This window comes from Corallococcus sp. BB11-1 (assembly GCF_026626625.1).
GTDB lineage: Bacteria > Myxococcota > Myxococcia > Myxococcales > Myxococcaceae > Corallococcus > Corallococcus soli.
Map to the genome: position 1 here is coordinate 198,107 of NZ_JAPNJY010000016.1, position 20,884 is coordinate 218,990.

A 20,884-nucleotide genomic window follows, 5' to 3' on the forward strand; every position below is an offset into this window, starting at 1 on the left:
AGTTGAAGCAGGGCGGCTCAGGAGGAAGCGGGGCGCAGCCGGGTCGCCAGGTGTGTGTAGTGCTCCTGCTGGGTAGGGTCCCCCAGGTGCTCCCACACGTCCGCCAGGGCCTTGGCGGCCTCGACGTAGGCGGGGGACAGCTCGAGGGCCAGCTCGAAGACCTGGCGGGCCAGCCGGTAGCGGGCCTTGTCCGGGCGCCTGCCCTGCGTCAGCAGCGCGTTACCCAGGTGGTAGACCTCCACGGCGGCGGCCTCCCGGTAGCCGGGGGTGGGGTTGAGCTGGACGGCGCGCTCCATCAGGAGGGCGGCGGCCTCGGGCTCTCCCAGCTCCAGCTGGCACAGCGCGGCTTCGCGCAGGGGGTCGGCGGCGGCGGGGTCCAGCTCGCTGGCGCGCTGGAAGCCCTTCAGCGCCTCCGCGGTGCGGCCCAGCTGCTTGAGCGCGGACGCCTTGGCGGTGAGCGCGGGGAAGTGGCGCGGATCCACGGCGAGGACCTGGTCGAAGGATTGGACCGCGGCCTCGTGGTTGCCGGCCATGGAACGGTGGACGCCCTCGTTGAATGCCGCGAACAACAACGACCTGGACATCGTTCCCCCAGGGAACAGGTTGCCGGGGCCGCGCGTCAGCACGCGGCCCGAAAGCGCAAGCCTGTCACCGGGGGACGCCGCTTCGCAAAGCCCGTCCCCTTTTCCGGCTGATGGCACCCATCGCGTTCGGCTGATGACGCGCGCGCACCTCGTGGGAACGACCGTTTGCGCCGTCGGACATTCGCCACTGTCGGAAACCGGCACGACGGGCCTCCCCCTGGAACGACCGCGCGCGGAGTCACCCCCGCGCTTCCTCCTCCAGGGCCGCGATGAAGCCGGTGGTGAAGTCCGGGTAGCGCAACGTCCAGCCCAGGGCCTCCAGCTTCGCGCCGCGGATGGCCCGGTCCCCGCGCAGGGACTCATGGAGCGACGCCAGGGGAACCCGGGGCGGCATGGGGAGGGACAGCTGCTGGCAGAGCCAGGAGGCCGTCTCCTCCTGGGTCGCGGGGCGCCGGTCGGCCACGCAGTACACGTCGCCGGGGGCCCCGCGCTGGAGCACCACGCGGATGGCCTCCACCAGGTCGTCCACGTGGACACGGGACAGCCGGCCCCCGCCGGACTCAGGGATGCGCAGCGTGCCCGCCTTCAGCCGCCCGGAAGTTCCGCGCCCCGGGCCGTAGATGCCCGCGACCCGCATCACGCTCGCCCCCAGCGGGAGGAAGTGCGCCTCCGCCTCCAGCCGGGCCCGGGCGTTCGAAGACGTCGTGTCGACCGGCGTCGCCTCATCCACGGGACCGCGCGCGGAGCCATACACGCCCGTGGACGACAGGTAGACGAGCCGCGAAGGCCGGGCCCGCGACAGCACGTCCGCGAAGCGCGCATCCAGTCCGGCCTCGGGGGGCACCGAGTCCACGACGTGCGCGCCCCCGGCACGGGCCAGCGCCTCATCGAGCGACAGCACCCGGACACCCGCGCCCTCCAGCACCGCGCGGCGCGCGGCATCCCGGGTCGTGGCCAGGACCTCACGGCCGGACCTCACCTCCTCCAGGGCGAAGCGGGTGAGCGTGTAGCCACAGCCGAGCAGGACGAGCGGAGCGGTCATGGCCTCCGCGATACCGGGCATCCCCCGTCCCGCGCAAGCAAGCGGCCCTCCTTCCGTCATCCGGAAGGAGGGCCGTCTCACTCAAGAACTCCGCCCGCGCCCTTCGGGGGCGCGAGGACGCGGCGCTAGAACTCGGCGCTCGCGCGGGGATCGATGATGCCGCACTCCTTGATCTTGTAGAGCAGGGCCTTGTAGCTGATGCGCAGCTTGCCGGCGGCGCGACGCTTGTTCCACGCGGTGCGCTGGAGCATGGCCAGTATGGCCTCGCGCTCGGCGAGCATCGCGGCGCGCTTGCCAATGTCCTTGAGCGACAGCTCCCCGGCCGGAGGCGGCGGAGGCGGCGGCTGAGGCGCGTCGAACGGGTTGGCGTAGCGCTGGGGCGTCACGGCGTTGAACGGCGAGGCGTCCGTCACCAGCGCCACCGGCGGGGGCGTCATCGTGCCGCGCGCGGGCATCTCCAGCACCTGCACGCCGGAGTTCGAGGAGGCCCCGTGCGACGGAGGGGCCGCGAAGACGCGGGCCGGCTCGTCGTAGTGGCGCGAAGGCGGAGCGCTGAAGTCGTCCCCCGCGAAGGACGTGGGCAGCGACGGGGCGCTCGCCGGGGTGCGGCCACCGCCGCGGATCTCGTCCAGCACCAGCGTGGGGTCCTTCAGCACGCACAGGCGGCGAACCATGTTCTCCAGCTCGCGCACGTTGCCCGGCCACTCGTAGTCCGTGAAGGCGTGCAGCACCTCCGTCGGCAGCTCGGAGACGCCCGACATGAAGCCCTTGCCGTACTTCTTCAGGAAGTGGTCCGTGAGCGGCACCACGTCCTCGCGGCGCTCGCGCAGCGGCGGCAGGCGGATGGCCACGACGTTGAGGCGGTAGTAGAGGTCCTCGCGGAAGTTGCCGAGCGCGATCTCCTTCTCCAGGTCGCGGTTCGTCGCCACCACCACGCGGCTGTCCACGCGGACGCTCTTCTTGCCGCCGACGCGGAAGAACTCCTCGTCCTGCAGCACCTGGAGCAGCTTCGCCTGGAGGCGGATGGCCATCTCGCCAATCTCGTCCAGAAAGATGGTGCCCTGGTCCGCCAGCTCGAACTTGCCCGGCTTCTCCGCCGTGGCGCCCGTGAAGGCGCCGCGCTCGTGGCCGAACAGCTCGCTCTCCAGCAGCTCCCCGGGCAGCGCCGCGCAGTTCACCTTGATGAAGGGGCGGCCGTGACGCTGGCTGCGCGCGTGGATCTCCCGGGCGATCACCTCCTTGCCCGTGCCGGACTCACCGAGCAGCAGCACCGGCACGTCCGTGTCCGCGATGCGCTCCACCAGCGCGCGGGCCCGGCGCATGGCCGGCGACGTGGAGATGAGCACGCGCGCCTCGGCCGCGGCCTCCGCCGACGTCAGCATCACGCGGGGCGCGGGCGCCGGCGCCGAGATCTGGCGCTCCGGCACGCGGGTCCCCAGCGCACGCGCGAGCACGTCCTGCAGCTCGTCGTTGCCAAAGGGCTTCGCCAGATAGTCGGACGCGCCCATCTTCAGCGCCCGCACCGCGTCGTCCGCGCCGGACAGCGCGCTCAGCACGATGACCGGGGCGTTGCCGCCATTGCCGCGGTAGCGGCGCAGGACTTCCAGGCCGCTCATCTCCGGCATCACCACGTCCAGCAGCACCGCGTCGAACGAGCCACCGGAGAGCATCTCCAGCGCCTGCGAACCGCTCGACGCACACCGCACCTGGTACCCCGAGCTGCCCAGCAGCTCGGACAGGAACGTGCGCACCGACTCTTCGTCATCCACCACCAGCACCGCGATCCGATCCATCCCCACGCCTCCGCTCGCCCTGTGCATCAAATCCTCGTGAACTTCATCAAACCGACAACAGTCGGGTCGGACCGGCCGCCCGCCGAATCTCGCGTGTACGCCTCAACGTCTGCAGTGCCGCGCTCAGCAGCTGGGTGGGCGCCCCCACCGTGTCCGGGAAGCTCACCGCCCCCAGCTCCAGCGCCGTGCGCACCACGCGCCCCTCCATCTGGAACCGCGCCGCCTCGAACCGGGCCTCCACCCGCGCCAGCACCTCCGGCACCGACTCCGCGGGCGTGCCCGGCAGCAGCATGGCGAACTCGCTGTCCCCCACCCGCGCCACCGCGTCCGCCTCCCGCACCGTCTGTCCCAACACCACCGCGCTGTAGACGAGCAGCCGCTCCGCCATCGCCTTGCCGTGCTCCTTGCGAAGCGCGCTCCACCCGGCCACCTCCGCCGCCACCACGGAGAAGGTGCCCCCGTAGCGCTCCGTCCGCCGGGCCTCCAGGCCGATGAGGGCCAGCAGGAAGGGCCGGTTGTAGAGCCCCGTCACCGGATCATGCAGCGCCAGCGCCGTGCCGGCCTCCTCACCGGTCGCCGCGCGCTCCACGGACTGCTTGAGCCGCATCTGCGCGTGCAGCTTCATGGACAGCTCCGCGCCGTCCACCGCGCGCGGCACCACGTCCACGCACTGCCCCTTCTCCACGCAGAAGCGCCACGCGTCCCGGTCGTGCGAATCCACCAGGTACATCATCGGCACCGTGCCCCGGCTCACCTGCCGCAGGCGCCGCGCCGTCTGCACCGCCGCGTAGTCCGGCGGCTGCGCGGCCAGCAGCACCGCGTCCGGGCGGATCACCTCGAAGAGCGGCACCGCCGCGTCGAAGCGCGTGAGCGGAACCACGCGGAAGCCTGCCTCGCCCAGGAGCGCCCGGGTGCGCTCCAGGTCCTCTGCTCGCGGCTCCACCAGCAACACCGTAGGAGGCTGCCCCGACTTTCCCGTCCGCTTGCGCTTCAGACCCACCGCCGTGCCCTCCTTTCCAGCATTTTCTGCCCCACCCGCCCTCCTGACCGCCCAGATTTACAGCCTCATTCCTCTTGCGCCCTTCGTATCCCCCCGGATTTCTTGATGAAGGGCACTTTGTTACCCATCCTGGCCCACGGTTTTAGCAATGGGTGTGCCATTCATCACCTCACGGAGGAGCGCTTCGAGGACCGGGGCCTCCACGCGGTGCTTGAAGGCGGGGGTGCCGTCAATCAGCACCACCGGGATGTCGTTGCGCCAGGTCTCGAAGAGCTCGGGGCTCTGGAGGATGTCGGTGACGTAGAGCTCGAAGGGCAGACGCGCCCTCACCTCCTCCACCACCGCGAGGGCCTTCTCACAGAGGGAGCACCGGGGTTTCGAGTAGATATCGACACGCATGCGTTGCAGGATGCGCGCGCGATGCGCGGCGTGTCTGGTGATTTTTCGACGATGCCCCTCAAGGACCTGGTCGTCCACCTCGGGAATCGCCGGGCCACCGGCACCCTGAACGTGGAGCGGGGAGACGTGCGCAAGCAGTTGCTGCTGCGCGACGGGCACGTCATCACCGCCAGCTCCAACCAGCCCCGCGAATACTTCGGTCAGTTCCTCATCAACATGGGGCACCTGACGGAGGACCAGTTGGAGCGCGCGTTCGCCACCCAGGCGCAGACGCAGATCCTCCTGGGGAAGATTTTGACGATGACGGGCTCGGTGTCGGAAGCCACCGTGCGCACCACCCTCTCCCACAAGTTCCGGGAGATGCTGCTGGACGCCTTCACCTGGGAGGAAGGCGGCTTCGACTTCCGCGCCACGGACGTCGCGCCGGAGCTGGAGGGCCTGGACGTCAGCGTGGACCTGCTGGACGTGCACCGCGAGGGCGAGTTCCGCGAGACGGCGTGGCAGGCCATCCGCGCGGTGTTCCCCTCCGGCGCGGTGCGGCTGGAGGTGGACGAGCGCAAGCTCATGGACCGCAAGGCGGGCAGCCTGGATGACCGCATCGTCCAGCTGGCGAGGGAGGGCTTGAGCATCGACGGCATCGCGCTGGCGCTGCACGCCACCGACTTCTTCCTCTACCAGCGCCTGTACGCGCTCTACCGGCAGGACGCGCTGAAGGTGTCGGACGAGGCGCCCCTGCCCGCCCCGGAGCGCAGCACGCCCACCGTGGTGGTGGTGGAGGAGGACGACGACGACGAGAACGGGGGCGGCGTCATCGGCTCCGAGTCCTCGTCGGACGAGGTGCTCCAGGCGGCCCAGCTCTTCCTGGACGCGGGCAACCTGCGCGACGGCGAGGCCCTGGCCCGCCGGGCGCATGAGATCGCGCCGACCGAGCACACCCAGAAGCTGCTGCGCGACGCGGAGGCCCGGCTGCTCGCGGAGCTGCGCAAGGCGCTGATGGAGCCCTCGCGCGTGCCGACGCTGCGGGTGTCCCCGCCGCATCTGAAGACGCTGCCGCTGTCATCCCCGGAGCGCTACCTGCTGTCGCGCATCGACGGGAAGCGGGACGTGGCGGCCATCGTGCACGTCTCACCGTTGCAGGAGCTGGAAGCGCTGAAGTTCTTCCAGGGCTTCGTGGACACGGAGCTCGTGAAGCTCACCCTGCGTCCGCTGTCCTGAGTCGCGCCGCTCAGTGCTTGCCGGCGGCGCCGGCCGGGGCCGTCACCTCCACGGGCGCGGGGAGCCGCTCCAGCGCCAGCCGCAGGGCCTCGCGGCCCAGGTAGGAGCCGCGGATGCGCCACTTGGGCTCGTTGACGATGAGGGCGGCCACGGCCACGCGCGGGTTGTCCTTGGGCGCGAAGCCGACGAACCACGAGTAGTCGCGGAAGGGCTCGCGGTCCGCGAGCGTGCCCGTCTTGCCCACGGCGTCCTTCACCTGGAAGCCGCGCTCGCGGAACACGCTGCGCGCGGTGCCGTGGGTGACGGTCTCCTCCAGCATGCGCGTGAGGGCGTGCGCGGCGGTGGGCGTGAGCACGGGCTCCGGCTCCGGCATGGACATGAAGGGCTCCGGCTCCACCAGCACCGGATCCACCCAGCGGCCCTCGTTGGCGGCCACCGCGGCCAGCAGCGCGCCGTGCAGCGGCGACAGGTACACGTCCCCGAAGCCCGCGCCGGTGTTGGCCAGCGCGAAGCCGTCCTCCGGGATGTACGCCAGCGACACGTCCAGCGGCTGGGCGAAGGGGATCTCCCGGTTGAAGCGCATGCGCGCGGCCATCCGCTTGAGGGCGTCCGCGCTCAGGTGCTTGTTCGTCATCTTGGCGAAGATGACGTTGGCGCTCTTGCCCATGGCCAGCGCCAGCGAATAGCAGGCGCCGTCGCGGTCGCTGTCCTCCAACTGCCGCGCGGACAGGCTGCGCTTGCCGCCGTAGAAGCACGACTCCGTCTCCGGGGCCACGCCGGCCTCCAGCAGCGCGCTGCCGGTGACGATCTTGAAGATGCTCGCGGCGGGGAACACCGCGCGCACGGGCAGCCCGCGCAGCTCGGGCTTCGCCTCGGAGTGCTCGGCCATGGCCAGGACGCGGCCGGTGGAGGGCTCCAGCACCACCGCGGCGCCGTAGGGCACCTGGTAGTTCTGCATGATCTTCGTGAGCGACGCCTGGAGCCCGGGGTCGATGGTGAGCACCTGATCCGGCGCGCTCTTGGTCCCCTTCACGACGAGCTTGCCGCCATCCAGCTTCGCGCGCGCCACCAGGTCCTGCGCCCGGGGCAGCCCCTGCATCTTGCCGAACGGCGGCGCCTTCTCCCGCGAGGGCACCGGCGACGGCGGCACCATGCCGGGCTCGAACGAGACGTCCTCCTTCGCGGCCAGCGCCTCCGCCAGCGCGCGGGCATCCACGGGGCGCGTGTCCACGCCCTGCCCATCCGGAGCCGCGCCCCCGTCAGCATCCACAGCCAGGGAAGCCGCGACGTGAGCGCCCGCATCCGGGGCACCGGCCCCCTGCGCCACCGGAGCGCCAGCGTCCGGAGCCAACCCGGCCGTCGTCGCGGTCCCGGGGACGCGTTGCGCGGCCTCCACCCGCTCCACCAGGGCACGGGCGCCGGCAGGGCCCGCATCCGCTTCCAGTGCGTTCACCGCCGCGGCCAGCGCCTGGGCATCCGAAGGGGTGAGGGCCGCGGACGGCGCGCCCCCCGCGTCCGGGGCCGAGGCGCCCAGCAGCATCGTGAGGGGGAACAGCGGCAGGGCGGCGAGGAAGCGGCGAATCGTCATGCGTCGGGGCTCTCCTTGGGGGGCAGGGAGCAGGCCGGCGAATCGTAGCCGCTGAGGGCGCGCTGTCCACGGCTTGCTCCCTCGACTGCTGCCTTCGTCCAGGAGAAACCTGGGAAGGTGACCGGAGGTCCAGTAGGGTCCTGTGCACCTTGGACGGACCTAAAGAGATGGTGGTGATCTGGGCCGCGGAGCTGCGCCGGGCGGTGCGCAGCGGACGCGCGCTCGTGCTGCTCGGGCTCTACAGCATGTTCTCCGCGCTGGTGCTGCTCGTCGTGGGCTTCGTCACCCGCGAGCTGCAGACCCAGGTGAACGACAAGCTGATGGCCGCTGGCGCGGACGCGGAGGCCACCGCGCGCGCCGCGGACGAGATGCACCAGGGCGTCCTGGGCTTCCTCACCAGCAACGACACCGCGATGATGCAGGCCCTGTCGCAGGTGCCCATCGTCGTCCTGGTGGTCTTCAAGATCACCCTCTTCTTCCTGCCGGCCTACATCGCTCTGATGGGCTTCGACCAGGTGAGCGGCGAGGTGGGCCCGCGCTCCATCCGCTACCTCACGGTGCGCGCGCGCCGCTCGTCGGTGCTGATGGGCAAGTTCCTGTCGCAGGCCACGCTGCTGCTGGGGCTGGTGCTGATCATCGACCTGGCCATCTTCGTCTACGCGCGCATCCTCAACCCCGACTTCGCCATGGGGCTGTTGGTGGTGAACCTGCTGAAGTTCTGGGGCGCGACGATCGTCTTCTCGCTGGCGTACGTGGCCCTCACCACCCTGTGCTCCAGCCTGTTCCGCAGCCCGGCGGTGAGCCTCGTCTTCAACTTCATCCTGCTGTTCGTCTTCTGGCTGATGGACTCCGTGGGACGCGCGGTGGCGGACACCAGCCTGCTGCGCTTCGTGCGCTACCTGTCCCCGTCCTACTACTCGGGCAACCTGCTGCACCCGCAGCTGGCCGAGTTCGCCAGCAGCGGCGCGGCCTACGCCGCCTTCGCGGCCATCTTCCTGGGGGGCGCCTACGGCGTCCTGCGCGCGAGGGACCTGTGAGCGAGCTGGCCATTGAACTGACCCGCGTCTCCAAGCACTTCGGCCCCAAGGTCGCCGTCAACGCGGTGAGCCTCCAGGTGCGCCAGGGCGACGTCTTCGGCCTGATTGGCCCCAACGGCGCCGGCAAGACGACGACCTTCTCCATGATGTGCGGCTACCTCTACCCGTCCGAGGGCTCGCTCCAGGTGATGGGCGTGTCGCCCACCACGCCCGGCGCCCTCAAGGGCCGCGTGGGCGCGCTGCCCCAGGACGCGGTGCTGCCGCCGGGCTGGGAGGTGGGCGCGCTGCTCATGTACTGGGCCCGCCTGTCCGGCCTGCCCCAGCCGGAGCACGAAGCGCGCGGCGCCCTGGAGAAGGTGGGCCTGATGGAGGCCTGGCAGGTGCAGACCCAGGCGCTCAGCCACGGCATGGCCAAGCGGGCCGCCATGGCCCAGGCCCTCATGGGCCGCCCGCCCCTGGTGCTCCTGGACGAGCCCACGGCCGGGCTGGATCCGCGCATCGCCGCCCAGGTGCGTCAGGTCATCAAGGACATGAAGGGCACCCAGACCGTCGTCGTCTCCAGCCACAACCTCCAGGAGCTGGAGGAGCTGTGCGACGCGGCCGCCATCCTCGACAAGGGGTCGCTCGCGCAGGCGGGCACCATGTCGGAGCTCACCGGCCAGGGCGCCGAGTTCCGCGTCCAGATTGCCCGGGGCGACGTCATCCTCCCGGAGATCACCTCCCTGCCCGGCGTCATCGGCGCGCGGATGGAGGGCGCCGACGTGCTGTGCGTGCGCTTCGACGGCCAGGCCCACAAGGCCGAGGAGGTCATCAGCCGCACCGTGGGCCACCTCATCCAGCACCAGACGCTGATCCTCGGCGTCAGCCGGGGCCGCCGCCTGGAAGACCGCGTCCTCCAGCTCTTGTAGGACCGCGCCCCACGGACGCTCACCCCGCCTTGCGCACCCAGCCCACATAGTGGGCGCCCCGGCGCTCCAGGCGCACGAGCTCGTTGCCGGTGGCCTCGCACCACGCGGGCAGGTCCGCCTCCAGGCCCCGGTCGGTGGACACCAGCTCCACCAGCGTCCCGGGGGGGAGGCGCCGCATCGCCTTGGCGATCTCCAGGATGGGCACCGGGCAGAAGGCCCCGGAGGTATCCACGCGCACACCGGCTTCCATGGGCTCGCATCCTGACATGGACACCAAACGCACGCGGACATGCCGTGAGAGGGAATTTTGCTGCACCCCGCGTCGTTGTCCGCCCCTTCGGGACCCTCCAGACGTGGCGGATGCAGGCGGTCTTCGCGGCTTGCGTGTCTGGAATTCCCTCTGTTAAGTACCCCGCCCTTTCCCTACCCAGATACCCGCTTGGGCCCTCGGAGTCGGACCTATGGCGCAGGAGCATTCCCAACCCATGAAGCCCAATGTCATCGTGGCCCTGTTGGTGGGCCTGGTGCTCGGGTTCGTTGGCGGCCGTGCCGCCAGCGGCTCGAAGCCCGCCACCCCCGGCAATTCGCCCACCGTCGCGCAGGCGGCCAAGCCCGGCGCCCGGCAGGTGGACCCCACCGTCTTCAAGGTGCCCATCGACGGCGCACCGGTGAAGGGCAGCGTCAACGCGCTCGTCACCCTCGTGGAGTTCTCCGACTACGAGTGCCCGTTCTGCAGCCGCGCGCACAACACCGTCGTGCAGCTCCAGAAGGACTACGGCAGCAAGCTGCGCGTGGTGATGCGCCAGAACCCGCTGTCCTTCCACGCGCGCGCCAAGCCCGCGGCCCTCGCGGCGCTCGCGGCCGGTGAGCAGGGCAAGTACTGGGAGATGCACGACAAGCTCTTCGCCAACCAGAAGAAGCTGGATGAGGAGAGCCTGGAGAAGTACGCCCGGGACATCGGCCTGGACGTCGCCAAGTGGAAGGAGGACATGACCGCCTCCCGTCTGTCCGACGTCATCGCCAAGGAGCAGGCGCTGGCCTCGCAGCTGGGCGCCAACGGCACCCCGGCCTTCTTCGTCAACGGCCGCTTCCTGTCGGGCGCGCAGCCCATCGAGAACTTCAAGAGCCTCATCGACGAGGAGCTCGCCAAGGCCGAAGCCCTGGTGAAGAGCGGCGTCGCCCCCGGTCAGGTCTACGCGAACACCATCGCGAAGGGCGTCGAGCGCGCCCCGGCGCGTCCCGCCCAGGGCGCCGCGGAGCCCGCCGCCGCCGCGAAGAAGATCGAGATCCCCGCGGACGCGCCCTCCTTCGGCCCGGCCACCGCGAAGGTCACCATCGTGGAGTGGTCCGACTTCGAGTGCCCGTTCTGCAGCCGCGTGGTGCCCACGCTCAACCGCATCAAGGAGACCTACGGCAAGGACGTGCGCGTGGTGTTCCGCCAGCAGCCCCTGCCCATGCACGCGAACGCGAAGATCGCCGCCCAGGCGTCGCTCGCGGCGCACGAGCAGGGCAAGTTCTGGGAGATGCACGACAAGATGTTCGCCAACCAGCGCGCGCTGGACCGCGCCTCCCTGGACAAGTACGCCCAGGAGCTGAAGCTGGACACGGCGAAGTTCAAGGCGGCGCTGGACAGCGGCAAGTACAGCGCGAAGGTGACGGCGGACTCTGAGGCGGGCAGCGCGGTGGGCGCCAACGGCACCCCGGCCTTCTTCGTCAACGGCCGCTTCCTGTCGGGCGCGCAGCCCTTCGAGGCCTTCAAGACCCTCATCGACGAGGAGATCGCCAAGGCCGACAAGGCGCTCGCCGCCGGCACCAAGGCGGAGGACCTCTACGCCAAGCTGAACCAGGACAACGTGAACGCCGTCCCGGCCGCCCCCGCGGCGCCCGCCGAGCCGGCCGTGCAGAAGGTGGACGTGGGCAACGCCCCGGTGCGCGGTCCCGCCAAGGCACCCGTGACCATCGTCGCGTGGTCCGACTTCGAGTGCCCGTTCTGCAGCCGCGCGGTGCCCACGCTCGACCAGGTGGAGAAGGCCTACGAGGGCAAGGTGCGGATCGCCTTCAAGCACCAGCCGCTGTCCTTCCACCAGCACGCGAAGGGCGCCGCCCAGGCCTCCATGGCCGCCCACGAGCAGGGCAAGTTCTGGCAGATGCACGACAAGCTCTTCGCCAACCAGCGCGCGTTGGATCGCGCGTCCCTGGAGAAGTACGCGCAGGAGCTGAAGCTGGACATGGCGAAGTTCAAGTCCGCCATGGACAGCGGCAAGTTCGACGCGCAGATCGAAGCGGACATGGCCGCCGGTTCCGCCGTGGGCGCGAACGGCACGCCCACCTTCTTCATCAACGGCCGCACCCTCGTGGGCGCCCAGCCCTTCGACGCCTTCAAGAAGGTCATCGACGAGGAGCTGAAGAAGGCCGGCGTGGCCGTCGCGGCGGACGCGAAGTAGTCCGCCTCCACCCCACCGCCGTCTGAAGCACAGAAGGCCGTCGGCTCCCACGCTGGGAACCGACGGCCTTCGTGTTTCCAGGGCCTCAGGAGACGGCGATGGCGTCGATCTCCACCTTGGCGCCGCGCGGCAGCGCGGACACCTGCACGGTGGCGCGGGCCGGGGGCGCGCCGGTGAAGGCGCGGCCGTACACCTCGTTCACCTTGGCGAAGTCGCCCAGGTCGGTGAGGAAGATGGTGCAGCGCACGACGTGGGAGAAGTCCAGGCCGCTGGCGGCGAGCACCGCCTTGAGGTTCTCCATCACGCGCTCCGCCTGCGCGACGACGTCCCCGGGGACCATCTCCATCGTCTTGGGGTCCAGGGGAATCTGCCCGGACAGGAACGTCAGCTTCCCGGCGTCCACCTGCACGGCCTGGGAGTAAGGGCCAATGGCCTTGGGGGCGTCATCGGAGTGGATTGCCTTGCGCGCCATGCAGCACACCTCGGGTGAGGCGGCCCCGAAAGGACTGGGGGCCGCGGGTCCGCCGCGCGCTGTAGCACATCCGGGCCGGGGTTAGATTCGCTCGACGGAGTAGACGCCCGTCAACCGCTCGATGGAGCGCATCAGGTCCGTGAGCTGCTTGAGGTCGGAGATGGTGACCTCGAAGGTGTTCACCGCCCGGTCATCGCCGGTGGCCCGGCAGTTCGCCTGGGAGATGTTGACGCTCTTCTTGGAGAACGTGTGGGTGATGTCCGCCAGCAGGCCGGGGCGGTCCGCCGTCAGCACGCGCAGCGTGACGGGCCGCTTGAAGTCGCCCTTCACGTCCCAGGACACGTCCACGCGCCGCTCGGGGTCGGTGGCCAGGGCCTTCTCACACCCCACCGTGTGCACCGTCACGCCCCGCCCCCGGGTGATGAACCCCGCGATGGGGTCCCCGGGAACGGGGTTGCAACAGCGCCCGAAGCGCACCAGCACGTCGTCCACGCCGCCAATCTGGACGCCGCTGCGGCTGTTGCGGCCCACCAGCCGCTTGGCCAGGTCCGTCATGCGCGACAGGCCCGGCAGCATGGACGTGTTGCCGTTGCCGTTGCCGTTGCCCGTCCCGTTGCCGGCGTCCGGACGCGGGGGCGGCTCGACCTGCGCCAGCTTGTCCTGCGGCACGATTCGCTGCACCAGTTGCTGCGGCGTCACCTTGCCGTAGCCGATGGCCACCAGCAGGTCGTCCTCGACGCGGAAGCCCAGCTCCTCGGCGACCTTCTTGAGCTCGCCGGACTTCATCTGCTTGTTGAAGTTGAGCTGGAAGCGCTTGAACTCGCGCTCCACCAGCTCGCGGCCCAGTTGGAGGCTCTTGTCGCGCTGCTGCTGCTTGATGAAGCCGCGGATGCGCTGCTGCGCGCGGCTCGTCTTGACGAAGGTGAGCCAGTCCTTGGACGGGTGCGCCTGCGGGCTGGTGAGGACCTCCACCGTGTCGCCGTTCTTCAGCTTGTAGCGCAGGGGGACGATCTTCCCGTTCACCTTGGCGCCCACGCACCGCCCGCCCACGTCCGAGTGGATGGCGTACGCGAAGTCCACCGGCGTCGCCCCGCGCGGCAGGCTGCGCACGTCGCCCTTGGGCGTGAAGACGAACACCTCGTCGGTGAAGAGGTCCACCTTCACCGTCTCCAGGAACTCCTTGGGGTCCTTGAGGTCCTGCTGCCACTCCATGAGCTGGCGCAGCCAGGCGAACTTCTCGTCGTCCTTGGAGATGGGCGCGCGGCCCTCTTTGTAGGCCCAGTGCGCGGCGATGCCCTCTTCGGCGATCTTGTGCATCTCCGCGGTGCGGATCTGCACCTCCACGCGCTCGCTCAACGGACCAATCACCGTGGTGTGCAGGGACTGGTACATGTTGGGCTTCGGGATGGCGATGAAGTCCTTGAAGCGCCCCGGCACCGGCTTCCACATCTGGTGCACCATGCCCAGCGCCTCGTAGCAGGCGGGCACGGCGGGCGCGATGATGCGGAAGGCGATGATGTCGTGGATCTGATCGAAGTCGATGCCCTGCGACTTGATCTTCTTCCAGATGCTGTAGACGTGCTTGAAGCGGCCGCTGACGTCGCCCTTGAGCCCGCGCTCCTGGAGCTTGGCGCGCATCAGGTCGCAGGTGTCCTCGATGTACGCCTCGCGCTCCTTCTTGCGCTTGTTGAGCTGCTCCTCCAGCGCGAAGAACTCCTGGGGCTTCACGTAGCGGAAGGACAGGTCCTCCAGCTCCGTCTTGATCCAGGAGATGCCCAGCCGGTTGGCCAGGGGCGCGTAGATGTCCAGCGTCTCCTGTCCGATGCGGGCCTGCTTCTCCTCGGACATGTGATCCAGCGTCCGCATGTTGTGCGTGCGGTCCGCCAGCTTCACGAGGATGACGCGGATGTCCTGCGCCATCGCGATGATCATCTTGCGGAAGTTCTCCGCCTGCTTCTCCTCCTGGGAGAGCGTCGCGGACGCGGAGAACTTGGACAGCTTCGTCACGCCGTCCACCAGCTGGGCGACCTCCGGCCCGAACAGCTCCGTCAGCTCCTCCGCCGTGGCGAGCGTGTCCTCGATGGTGTCGTGGAGCAGGCCGGTGACGATGGACGCCTCGTCCAGCTTCAGCTCCGCGAGGATGCCCGCCACCTCCAGGGGATGAATCAGGTAGGGCTCACCGGACTTCCGGAGCTGCCCCTGATGGACCTTGGCCGAGTAGACGTACGCCTTCTTGATGATGTCCAGGTCGGGGTCCGGGTGGTACGACGCAACCCGCTGCAGGATGTCGTTCAGGCGAATCATCGAGGCGGTGACAATCGTAACTGCGTCAAACATCAGGGGCAACGTTCCCCTGGAACATCGTCCTTCCTTCACGGGCGTTGGAGTCGGGAGTGCCGGCGGCCCCGGGCTGCCGGCTTTCATTGACCCGACGTTTCACGCCCCCCTAGATTGGCCCTCCGTCCATGTCTCAGCTCCTGCTGTCCGCGCTCCCGGTGGTCTGCCCGCACTGTGACGGGTACAACCCGCCACGCTCGGCCACCTGTGTGCTCTGCGGCCAGGCGCTGGAAGAGGCCGCCGCCCCCCGCCCGACGCCCGCCCCCGTGGCGGCGCGCCCCGTGACGCCGCCCCCGGGCCGGCCCGTGGCGGTGGCCAGCTTCCCGCGCCCTGGAGAGGTCCCCGCTCCGGCGGTGTCGCCGCTGCACCCCAGCCAGGTGCCCCCCGGGCTCAAGCCCTCGGCGCGCACCCCGCCGCCCACCGCCGCCGCCGGCCTGATGGTGGAGGCCCGCCGCGCGCCGCCGCCCGCCCCCGGCGCACCCGGTGTCCCGGCCCCCCGCGCGGGCTACGGCCCGGCCCTGCCGCCCGCCAACACCCGCCCGCCCCCGCCGGTGCCCGACAGCGCCCTGCCGGGCCGCCCGAGCACGGGCAACACCCTGCCAACCACGGCCGACGGTGCCCCGCCCGCCCGCTCCAGCCCCCCGACCCTGCCCCCCACCGCCCCGGCGGCGCCGGGCCCGGTGCCCACGGGCTCCAACCCGGCCGCGCGCCCTCCTCCGGTGGCGTCGCGCTTCGGGCTGGCGGTCATCGCCGGGACGACGCGCGGCCAGCGCTACAAGCTGCCGGTGACGGGCTGCGTGGTGGGCCGCCAGCGCGGCGCCATCCTCTTCCCCGACGACGTCTTCGTGTCGCCGCTGCACGCCACCTTCCTGGTGAAGGACGGCGCCCTCTACGTCCGGGATGAGACGAGCGCCTCCGGCGTCTACGTCACCTTCTCCGGCACGGAGCCCCTGGCGCCGCGCGCCCTCTTCAGCGCCGGCCAGCGGCTGTTCCGCTTCACCGGCCGCGTGGAGGCGCCGCCGCCCGTCGCCGGCCGCCCCAACCTGTACGGCTCGCCGGTGCCGCTGGGCCAGGCGCTGTACGGCGTGGAGGAGGTGCACATGGGTGGCCGGGCGGGCCGGGCGGTGGTGACGGCCGCGGCGCTGCTGACCATCGGGCAGGCCCACTGCGACCTGGCGTACCCGCATGACGAGGGGCTCGCGGGCCGGCACTGCGAGTTGAGCCCCACCGCGACGGGCGCGATGCTGCGCGACCTGTCCGGCGGCCTGGGCACCTACGTGCGCATCCCCCCCGCCACGGAGCGGCTCCTGCGCCCGGGGGACCGGGTCCGCCTGGGCCAGCACGTGGTGCAGGTGGAGACGCTCGGCTGAAGCGCGCGGGCCGCGGCCCGGCTCGAAGGCGGGCCCCTGGCTTCGGAGAGGGCCGCCCTGGGTCCGGGGTCAGCCCTTCTTGATTCAGGGTGCCGAGGGGCGGGCCACGCCGCCGCTCAACCGCTGGTCGATGTACGCGCGCGCCTTGGAGTCCGGCATGTCCCGGAGGTGGCGCTCCCACCAGCCGCGCGCCTCGTCCGTCTGGTCGCGCTGCCAGTACAGCTCGCCCAGCTTGAGGGCCAGCTCCGCCTCCGGGTTGTAGCTGAAGGCTTCCTTGTAGCTCGCCGTCGCGCGGCTCAGCTCGCCCGTGAGCACGTCCCGGTCCCCGTCCTGCGTCAGCTTGCGGGCCCGGTCCACGTTGCGCGAGGCGCTCGGAATCTGCCGCAGGTACTCAGGCGCCTGGTTCGGATCCGTGCCGGCGTTGAGCTGCCGGGGCGCGTTGGCCGGCAGGTACGTGGTGCTCTCCCCGCCGCTGCCCGCGCCAATGCCGAAGTAGTAGACGAAGAAGCCCACCGCCCCCAGCACCAGCAGGGTGGTGAGCACCTTGAAGAAGAGGATGAACCCCTCCCCCCCCGCCGACGCGGACTCGGCGGTGCGGCTGATCCGACTGGCGTCGAGCGCCTGCGTGGCCTCCTCGGACACGGGCTTGCGCGCGTCCGGCAGGGCCCGCACCGTGGCCTCCACCGTCACGTCGTTCCAGCCGGTGTTGTTCCTCCGGGCGTCCTGGTTCTGGGCGGCCTGGGACTTGCGCGGAAGGGGCGCCAGCACGTTGGAGGCCTGCGGACGGCGGGGCGCGGTGTCGCTCGCACCGCCGCGCCTGCGCTCCTTGTCCACCGCGAGCAGCTCCGCCTTGAACGCCGCGGCGTCAGCCGGCCGGTCATCCGGGTCCTTGGACAGGACGCGCAGGATGAGGCGCTCCATGCCCGGGGAGATGCGCGCGTCCGGACGGCGGCGCGTGGGCGGGGGCGGCTCCTCGGTGAGGTGCTTGGTGGCGAAGCCCACCGCCGAATCGGACTCGAAGGGCAGCAGGCCCGTGGTGAGCTGGTAGAGGATGACGCCCACCGCGTACAGGTCCGAGCGGTAGTCCAGCACCGCGCCGCGCGCCTGCTCCGGCGACATGTATTCGGGCGTGCCGCACACGAAGCCCGCGCGCGTGAGGGCCGGGCCCTCGTCCTGCACGTCGGTGATCTTCGCGATGCCGAAGTCCAGCACCTTCACGAAGTCCGGCTCGTTGCGGCGCTGCTCCACCATGATGTTCTCGGGCTTCAGGTCCCGGTGGATGACGCCCGCGCCGTGCGCGTCCGACAGCGCGTTGAGGATCTGCAGGACGATGCGCACCACGCGCGCCTCGCCCAGCGGCCACTCGCGGCTGAGGATTTGATGCAGGTCCTGCCCGGACACGTACTCCATCGCGATGAAGAGCGCGCCGTCGTCCGCCTGACCGAAGTCCAGCACGCTGATGGAGTTGGGGTGGTTCAGCCGGCTGGCCGCCTTGGCCTCGCGCTGGAAGCGCGCGACGGTGCGCTCGTCCGACAGCAGCGTGTGGCGCAGGACCTTCAGCACCACCACCTTGTCGAGCGCGAGCTGGCGGGCCCGGTACACCTTGCCCATGCCGCCCTCGCCAATGAGGGCCTCGACCCGGTACTTGGAGGCAATCGTCTTGCCGACGTACTCGTCGCCGCCCTCCGCCGCGCGCAACAACGTAGCGCCGCAGGCGGGACAGTAGCGGGAAGAGTCTTCGGCGTCGGCGCCGCAGGAAGGGCAGTACACGTCAGCGTCCAGTGGGTGGGGCCGGGACTTCACCACGCCCCTCGGGTGTGGAGCAAGCCATGCGCACCGGGCCCCCAACGCCGCTCCAGCCTGCTAGAAGGGGGCCTCTCATGGACGCCGTGGACTATTGCCCCCGCTGTGACACCGAGAATTCCAGGGATGCCACCGTATGCCGTGCTTGCGGCTCGGCGCTGCGCTCCGGAACGATGGTGATGGCCGTGGCGCACGTCTCCTCGCGCCCGCAGGTGTCCATCCGCGTCGTGCGGGCGGACGGCGGCCCCGAGTCCCTCGTGCGCATGCAGCGCGACACCCTCACCTGCGGCCAGCAGGCGGACATCGCGCTCAACGACGACCCCTTCATCATGCCCGTGCAGGCCCGCTTCTTCTTCTCCGGCGCGCGGCTCGCCGTGGAGGACGTGGGCGGCGCCAACGGCGTCTTCGTGCGCCTGCGGCAGGAGCGCGAGCTGCCCGCCGGCGGAGAGCTGCGCCTGGGCCGTCAGCGCCTGGTGCTGGAGCCCATCCCCACCGCGGCGCTCGGGCCCGGCGGCACGCAGGTGTGGGGTTCACCGGATCCCGGCTACCGGCTGCGGCTCATCCAACTGCTGGAGGGCGGCCTGCGCGGCGCGGCCTTCCCGCTCAAGGACGGCGACAACCTGTTGGGTCGCGAACAGGGCGACATCGCCTTCCCCACGGACGGCTTCGTGTCCGGGCGGCACGCGCTCCTGCAGGTGAGGGGGGACCGGCTGATGGTGCGCGACGTGGGCTCGTCCAACGGCACGTTCATCCGGCTCGCCGGACCGACGTTCGTGGACAACGGCGACCACTTCCTCATCGGCCGTCAGCTGCTGCGCGTGGAGATCCAGCCCGTCGTCGCCTGAGCGGACGTCCCGCGTGGCCCCGTGACTTGAAGGCAAGGCCGCACGGCGCTTCCAGGCCCGTGCGGCCAGCACACTTCACGCTCCGGCGTCAGCCGTAGGACTTCTCCTTCTTCTCCTGCTCTTCCTTGCAGCGGATGCAGAGCGTCGTCACCGGACGCGCATCCAGACGCTTGGGGGAGATGTCCTCCTCGCAGCGCTCGCAGACGCCGAAGGTGCCGTCTTCCACGCGCTTGAGCGCGCCGTCGATCTTCTGCAGCAGGAACTTCTCGCGGTCCCTCAGACGGAAGACCATGGACTGGGTGTACTCGGAGGCGGCCTGGTCGATTTCGTCCGGCAGGTCGTCCGTGTCGAACGAAGACTCCTCCACCAGGGTCTTCTTCGCGCTCTCGAGCAGGCTCGCTTTGCTGTCCTCGAGCATCTTCTTGTAACGCTTGAGATCTTTCTGGTTCACAGCCTGCGCTCCAGGTGGGGCGGGTAGAGGGGGCCTGGCCCCTGAAAAAAAGGGCCCGAAAGCTTTATTCATGCACCTTGCAGTGTCAAGCTGACCTGCTTCAAATTGTAGTGCACGAGGGGCGGCTTGAGCGACAACACGAAGTTCGATCGGGAATTCTTGCGCTCGGCTCTGACACTGGCCGCCAAGGGCGACGTCGATCACTTCCTCTACATCTGTGACACACCCATTCCTCCCGAGGACCTGCGGGGTCGTCCTGCCCGCAAGAAGCTGGTGTACGCGGTGACGCTGGAAGCGCTGGCGCACGAGCACCAGCGCAAGAAGGTACGCGCGCTCGTCATTCCCGCCTACGACTACTCGCGCACCGAGCGGGTAAAGGTAGCGCTCGTGTCCGCGCTTTCCCAGGGCGCTTTCAAGGAAGGCGACCTGGTGTTGTGCATGACGGGAAAGGTGGGTCGGGCACCGGACACGTTGATGCAGATGCGCATCGGCGGTTCGCTGGACGACCGGCTGGCCATCGAGGGCGTGAAGCTGGGCGACGAGTTCAACTCGCAGGTGGTGGACGCGCTGCTCCAGTTGGCGCTCCAGATAGGCCAGGAGGGCTTCGAGGGTCACCCCATCGGGACCATCATCACGATTGGCGACCACACCAGCGTCCTGGAGAAGAGCCGGCAGCTCACCATCAACCCGTTCCAGGGCCTGTCGGAGGCCGAGCGCAACGTGCTCGACCCGAAGATCCGAGACGCCATCAAGAACTTCTCCGTGCTGGACGGCGCGTTCGTCATCCGCGAGGACGGTGTCGTGCTGTCCGCCGGCCGCTACCTGTCCGCCAACGACGACACGGTGAAGATTCCCCTGGGCCTGGGCGCCCGGCACGCGGCCGCCGCGGGCATCACCTCCACCACGCACTGCATCGCGCTGGTGGTGAGCCAGACCTCCGGGGCGGTGCGGCTGCTCAAGGGCGGCAGCATCGTGCTGGAGCTGCACCAGACGGCGCGGCGCTCCTGACGCGGGCGTGACTACTTCACGCGCTCGGGTGGCGCTGCGGCGCCGTGCTCCTCGCGGTAGATGTCCGCCAGGGCGTGCGCCTTCTCCACCTCGTCGCGCGCGGCCTCCAGCGCGAGCACCCGGTCGAAGCGCTCCACCTGCTCGCGCAGCGCGTCGGTGACGACGCCGCCCACGGCCATGCGCGCGGAGGCGCTCTCCCGTTCGATGCGCAGGTCCGCCACGCGCTCGCCCAGCTCTCCGGCCGCAGAGAGGAGCAGCCCCGAGTCCCGCTCCGCGCGGCGCAGGGACTCACGCGTGGACTCCAGCAGGCGTTCGGTCTGCACGCGGTCGCGCTCCAGCACGCCCACGCCCTTCGCGTCCCCCCGCTCCTGCGCCGTCTGGCGCCGGCCGGCGATGTCGGCCAGGCGGGCCGTGTAGCGCGTCACGCCTCGGGCCAGCTCCCCCTTGAGGGCGAGCAGCGTGGCGGCGGACTTGCGCACCTCCGCCGCCTGCCGCTCCAGGTCCTCGATGAGCCGGTCGAACGTGGCCAACGGATCCACGGACGCCGGGGGCGTCTTCTTGCGTTTGAGGAAGCCGAACATGGCGCGT

19 protein-coding genes are annotated in these 20,884 nt (G+C 70.4%); 7 read left to right on the plus strand and 12 right to left on the minus strand.

Annotated features, from left to right (window positions below; genetic code table 11):
• Positions 1-17: 17 nt before the first annotated feature.
• The 5 genes from OV207_RS14145 to OV207_RS14165 all read right to left on the minus strand — a co-directional run bounded on the left by OV207_RS14145 (position 18) and on the right by OV207_RS14165 (position 4,818).
• Positions 18-584, minus strand: coding sequence for a tetratricopeptide repeat protein (locus tag OV207_RS14145; RefSeq protein ID WP_193430698.1), 567 nt, complete (start codon positions 582-584; stop codon positions 18-20).
• A 238-nt stretch (positions 585-822) separates the two neighbouring features.
• Positions 823-1,626, minus strand: a complete 804-nt coding sequence (locus tag OV207_RS14150) for an NAD-dependent epimerase/dehydratase family protein (RefSeq protein WP_267555801.1) — start codon at positions 1,624-1,626, stop codon at positions 823-825.
• Between the two features lie 125 nt (positions 1,627-1,751).
• A complete protein-coding gene (locus OV207_RS14155; protein WP_267555802.1) occupies positions 1,752-3,419 on the minus strand; it encodes a sigma-54-dependent transcriptional regulator in 1,668 nt (555 codons plus the stop codon).
• A gap of 46 nt (positions 3,420-3,465) precedes the next feature.
• Entirely contained in the window at positions 3,466-4,419 is a 954-nt protein-coding gene (locus OV207_RS14160; protein ID WP_193430701.1) for a GGDEF domain-containing protein, read from the minus strand.
• 120 nt (positions 4,420-4,539) lie between these two features.
• On the minus strand, positions 4,540-4,818 hold the full coding sequence (locus tag OV207_RS14165) for a glutaredoxin family protein (protein ID WP_193430702.1): 279 nt from the start codon (positions 4,816-4,818) through the stop codon (positions 4,540-4,542).
• 21 nt (positions 4,819-4,839) lie between these two features.
• Here OV207_RS14165 and OV207_RS14170 point away from each other — a divergent pair, with 21 nt between their 5' ends.
• A complete protein-coding gene (locus OV207_RS14170; RefSeq protein WP_193430703.1) occupies positions 4,840-6,033 on the plus strand; it encodes a DUF4388 domain-containing protein in 1,194 nt (397 codons plus the stop codon).
• Between the two features lie 10 nt (positions 6,034-6,043).
• Here the strand turns inward: OV207_RS14170 and OV207_RS14175 are convergent, their stop codons facing one another.
• Positions 6,044-7,621 carry a penicillin-binding transpeptidase domain-containing protein gene (locus OV207_RS14175; RefSeq protein WP_267555803.1) on the minus strand — a complete coding sequence of 526 codons (1,578 nt, stop codon included), beginning with the start codon at positions 7,619-7,621 and terminating at the stop codon, positions 6,044-6,046.
• A 167-nt stretch (positions 7,622-7,788) separates the two neighbouring features.
• Between OV207_RS14175 and OV207_RS14180 the strand changes: the two genes are divergently transcribed.
• Positions 7,789-8,658, plus strand: coding sequence for an ABC transporter permease (locus tag OV207_RS14180; RefSeq protein ID WP_267555804.1), 870 nt, complete (start codon positions 7,789-7,791; stop codon positions 8,656-8,658).
• Entirely contained in the window at positions 8,655-9,566 is a 912-nt protein-coding gene (locus OV207_RS14185; RefSeq protein ID WP_193430706.1) for an ABC transporter ATP-binding protein, read from the plus strand. Before OV207_RS14180 ends, OV207_RS14185 begins: the two co-directional genes overlap by 4 nt.
• A gap of 19 nt (positions 9,567-9,585) precedes the next feature.
• Here OV207_RS14185 and OV207_RS14190 read toward each other — a convergent pair whose 3' ends face one another.
• Complete coding sequence (locus OV207_RS14190; RefSeq protein WP_193430707.1) at positions 9,586-9,816, minus strand: sulfurtransferase TusA family protein; 231 nt, start codon at positions 9,814-9,816, stop codon at positions 9,586-9,588.
• Between the two features lie 235 nt (positions 9,817-10,051).
• Here OV207_RS14190 and OV207_RS14195 point away from each other — a divergent pair, with 235 nt between their 5' ends.
• Positions 10,052-12,010 (plus strand): DsbA family protein, encoded by a 1,959-nt coding sequence (locus OV207_RS14195; RefSeq protein ID WP_267555806.1) that lies wholly within the window; start codon positions 10,052-10,054, stop codon positions 12,008-12,010.
• 85 nt (positions 12,011-12,095) lie between these two features.
• Here the strand turns inward: OV207_RS14195 and OV207_RS14200 are convergent, their stop codons facing one another.
• A complete protein-coding gene (locus OV207_RS14200) occupies positions 12,096-12,482 on the minus strand; it encodes a RidA family protein (RefSeq protein ID WP_227028145.1) in 387 nt (128 codons plus the stop codon).
• An 81-nt stretch (positions 12,483-12,563) separates the two neighbouring features.
• Positions 12,564-14,786 carry a RelA/SpoT family protein gene (locus OV207_RS14205; RefSeq protein WP_267555807.1) on the minus strand — a complete coding sequence of 741 codons (2,223 nt, stop codon included), beginning with the start codon at positions 14,784-14,786 and terminating at the stop codon, positions 12,564-12,566.
• 161 nt (positions 14,787-14,947) lie between these two features.
• On the opposite strand from OV207_RS14205, the gene OV207_RS14210 reads away from it, so the two are divergent.
• Positions 14,948-16,189, plus strand: coding sequence for an FHA domain-containing protein (locus OV207_RS14210; protein WP_267555808.1), 1,242 nt, complete (start codon positions 14,948-14,950; stop codon positions 16,187-16,189).
• A gap of 84 nt (positions 16,190-16,273) precedes the next feature.
• Here the strand turns inward: OV207_RS14210 and OV207_RS14215 are convergent, their stop codons facing one another.
• Entirely contained in the window at positions 16,274-17,959 is a 1,686-nt protein-coding gene (locus tag OV207_RS14215; protein WP_267555809.1) for a serine/threonine-protein kinase, read from the minus strand.
• 110 nt (positions 17,960-18,069) lie between these two features.
• Between OV207_RS14215 and OV207_RS14220 the strand changes: the two genes are divergently transcribed.
• Entirely contained in the window at positions 18,070-18,837 is a 768-nt protein-coding gene (locus OV207_RS14220) for an FHA domain-containing protein (RefSeq protein WP_193430713.1), read from the plus strand.
• A gap of 88 nt (positions 18,838-18,925) precedes the next feature.
• Here the strand turns inward: OV207_RS14220 and OV207_RS14225 are convergent, their stop codons facing one another.
• The gene (locus OV207_RS14225; RefSeq protein ID WP_193430714.1) at positions 18,926-19,288 is read right to left on the minus strand and encodes a TraR/DksA family transcriptional regulator; all 363 of its coding nucleotides are present in this window, start codon (positions 19,286-19,288) and stop codon (positions 18,926-18,928) included.
• 126 nt (positions 19,289-19,414) lie between these two features.
• On the opposite strand from OV207_RS14225, the gene OV207_RS14230 reads away from it, so the two are divergent.
• Positions 19,415-20,296, plus strand: a complete 882-nt coding sequence (locus OV207_RS14230; protein WP_193430715.1) for a DNA integrity scanning protein DisA nucleotide-binding domain protein — start codon at positions 19,415-19,417, stop codon at positions 20,294-20,296.
• Positions 20,297-20,307: 11 nt separating this feature from the next.
• On the opposite strand, the gene OV207_RS14235 is transcribed toward OV207_RS14230, so the two are convergent.
• Positions 20,308-20,877, minus strand: coding sequence for a PspA/IM30 family protein (locus OV207_RS14235; RefSeq protein WP_267555810.1), 570 nt, complete (start codon positions 20,875-20,877; stop codon positions 20,308-20,310).
• Positions 20,878-20,884: the final 7 nt, after the last annotated feature.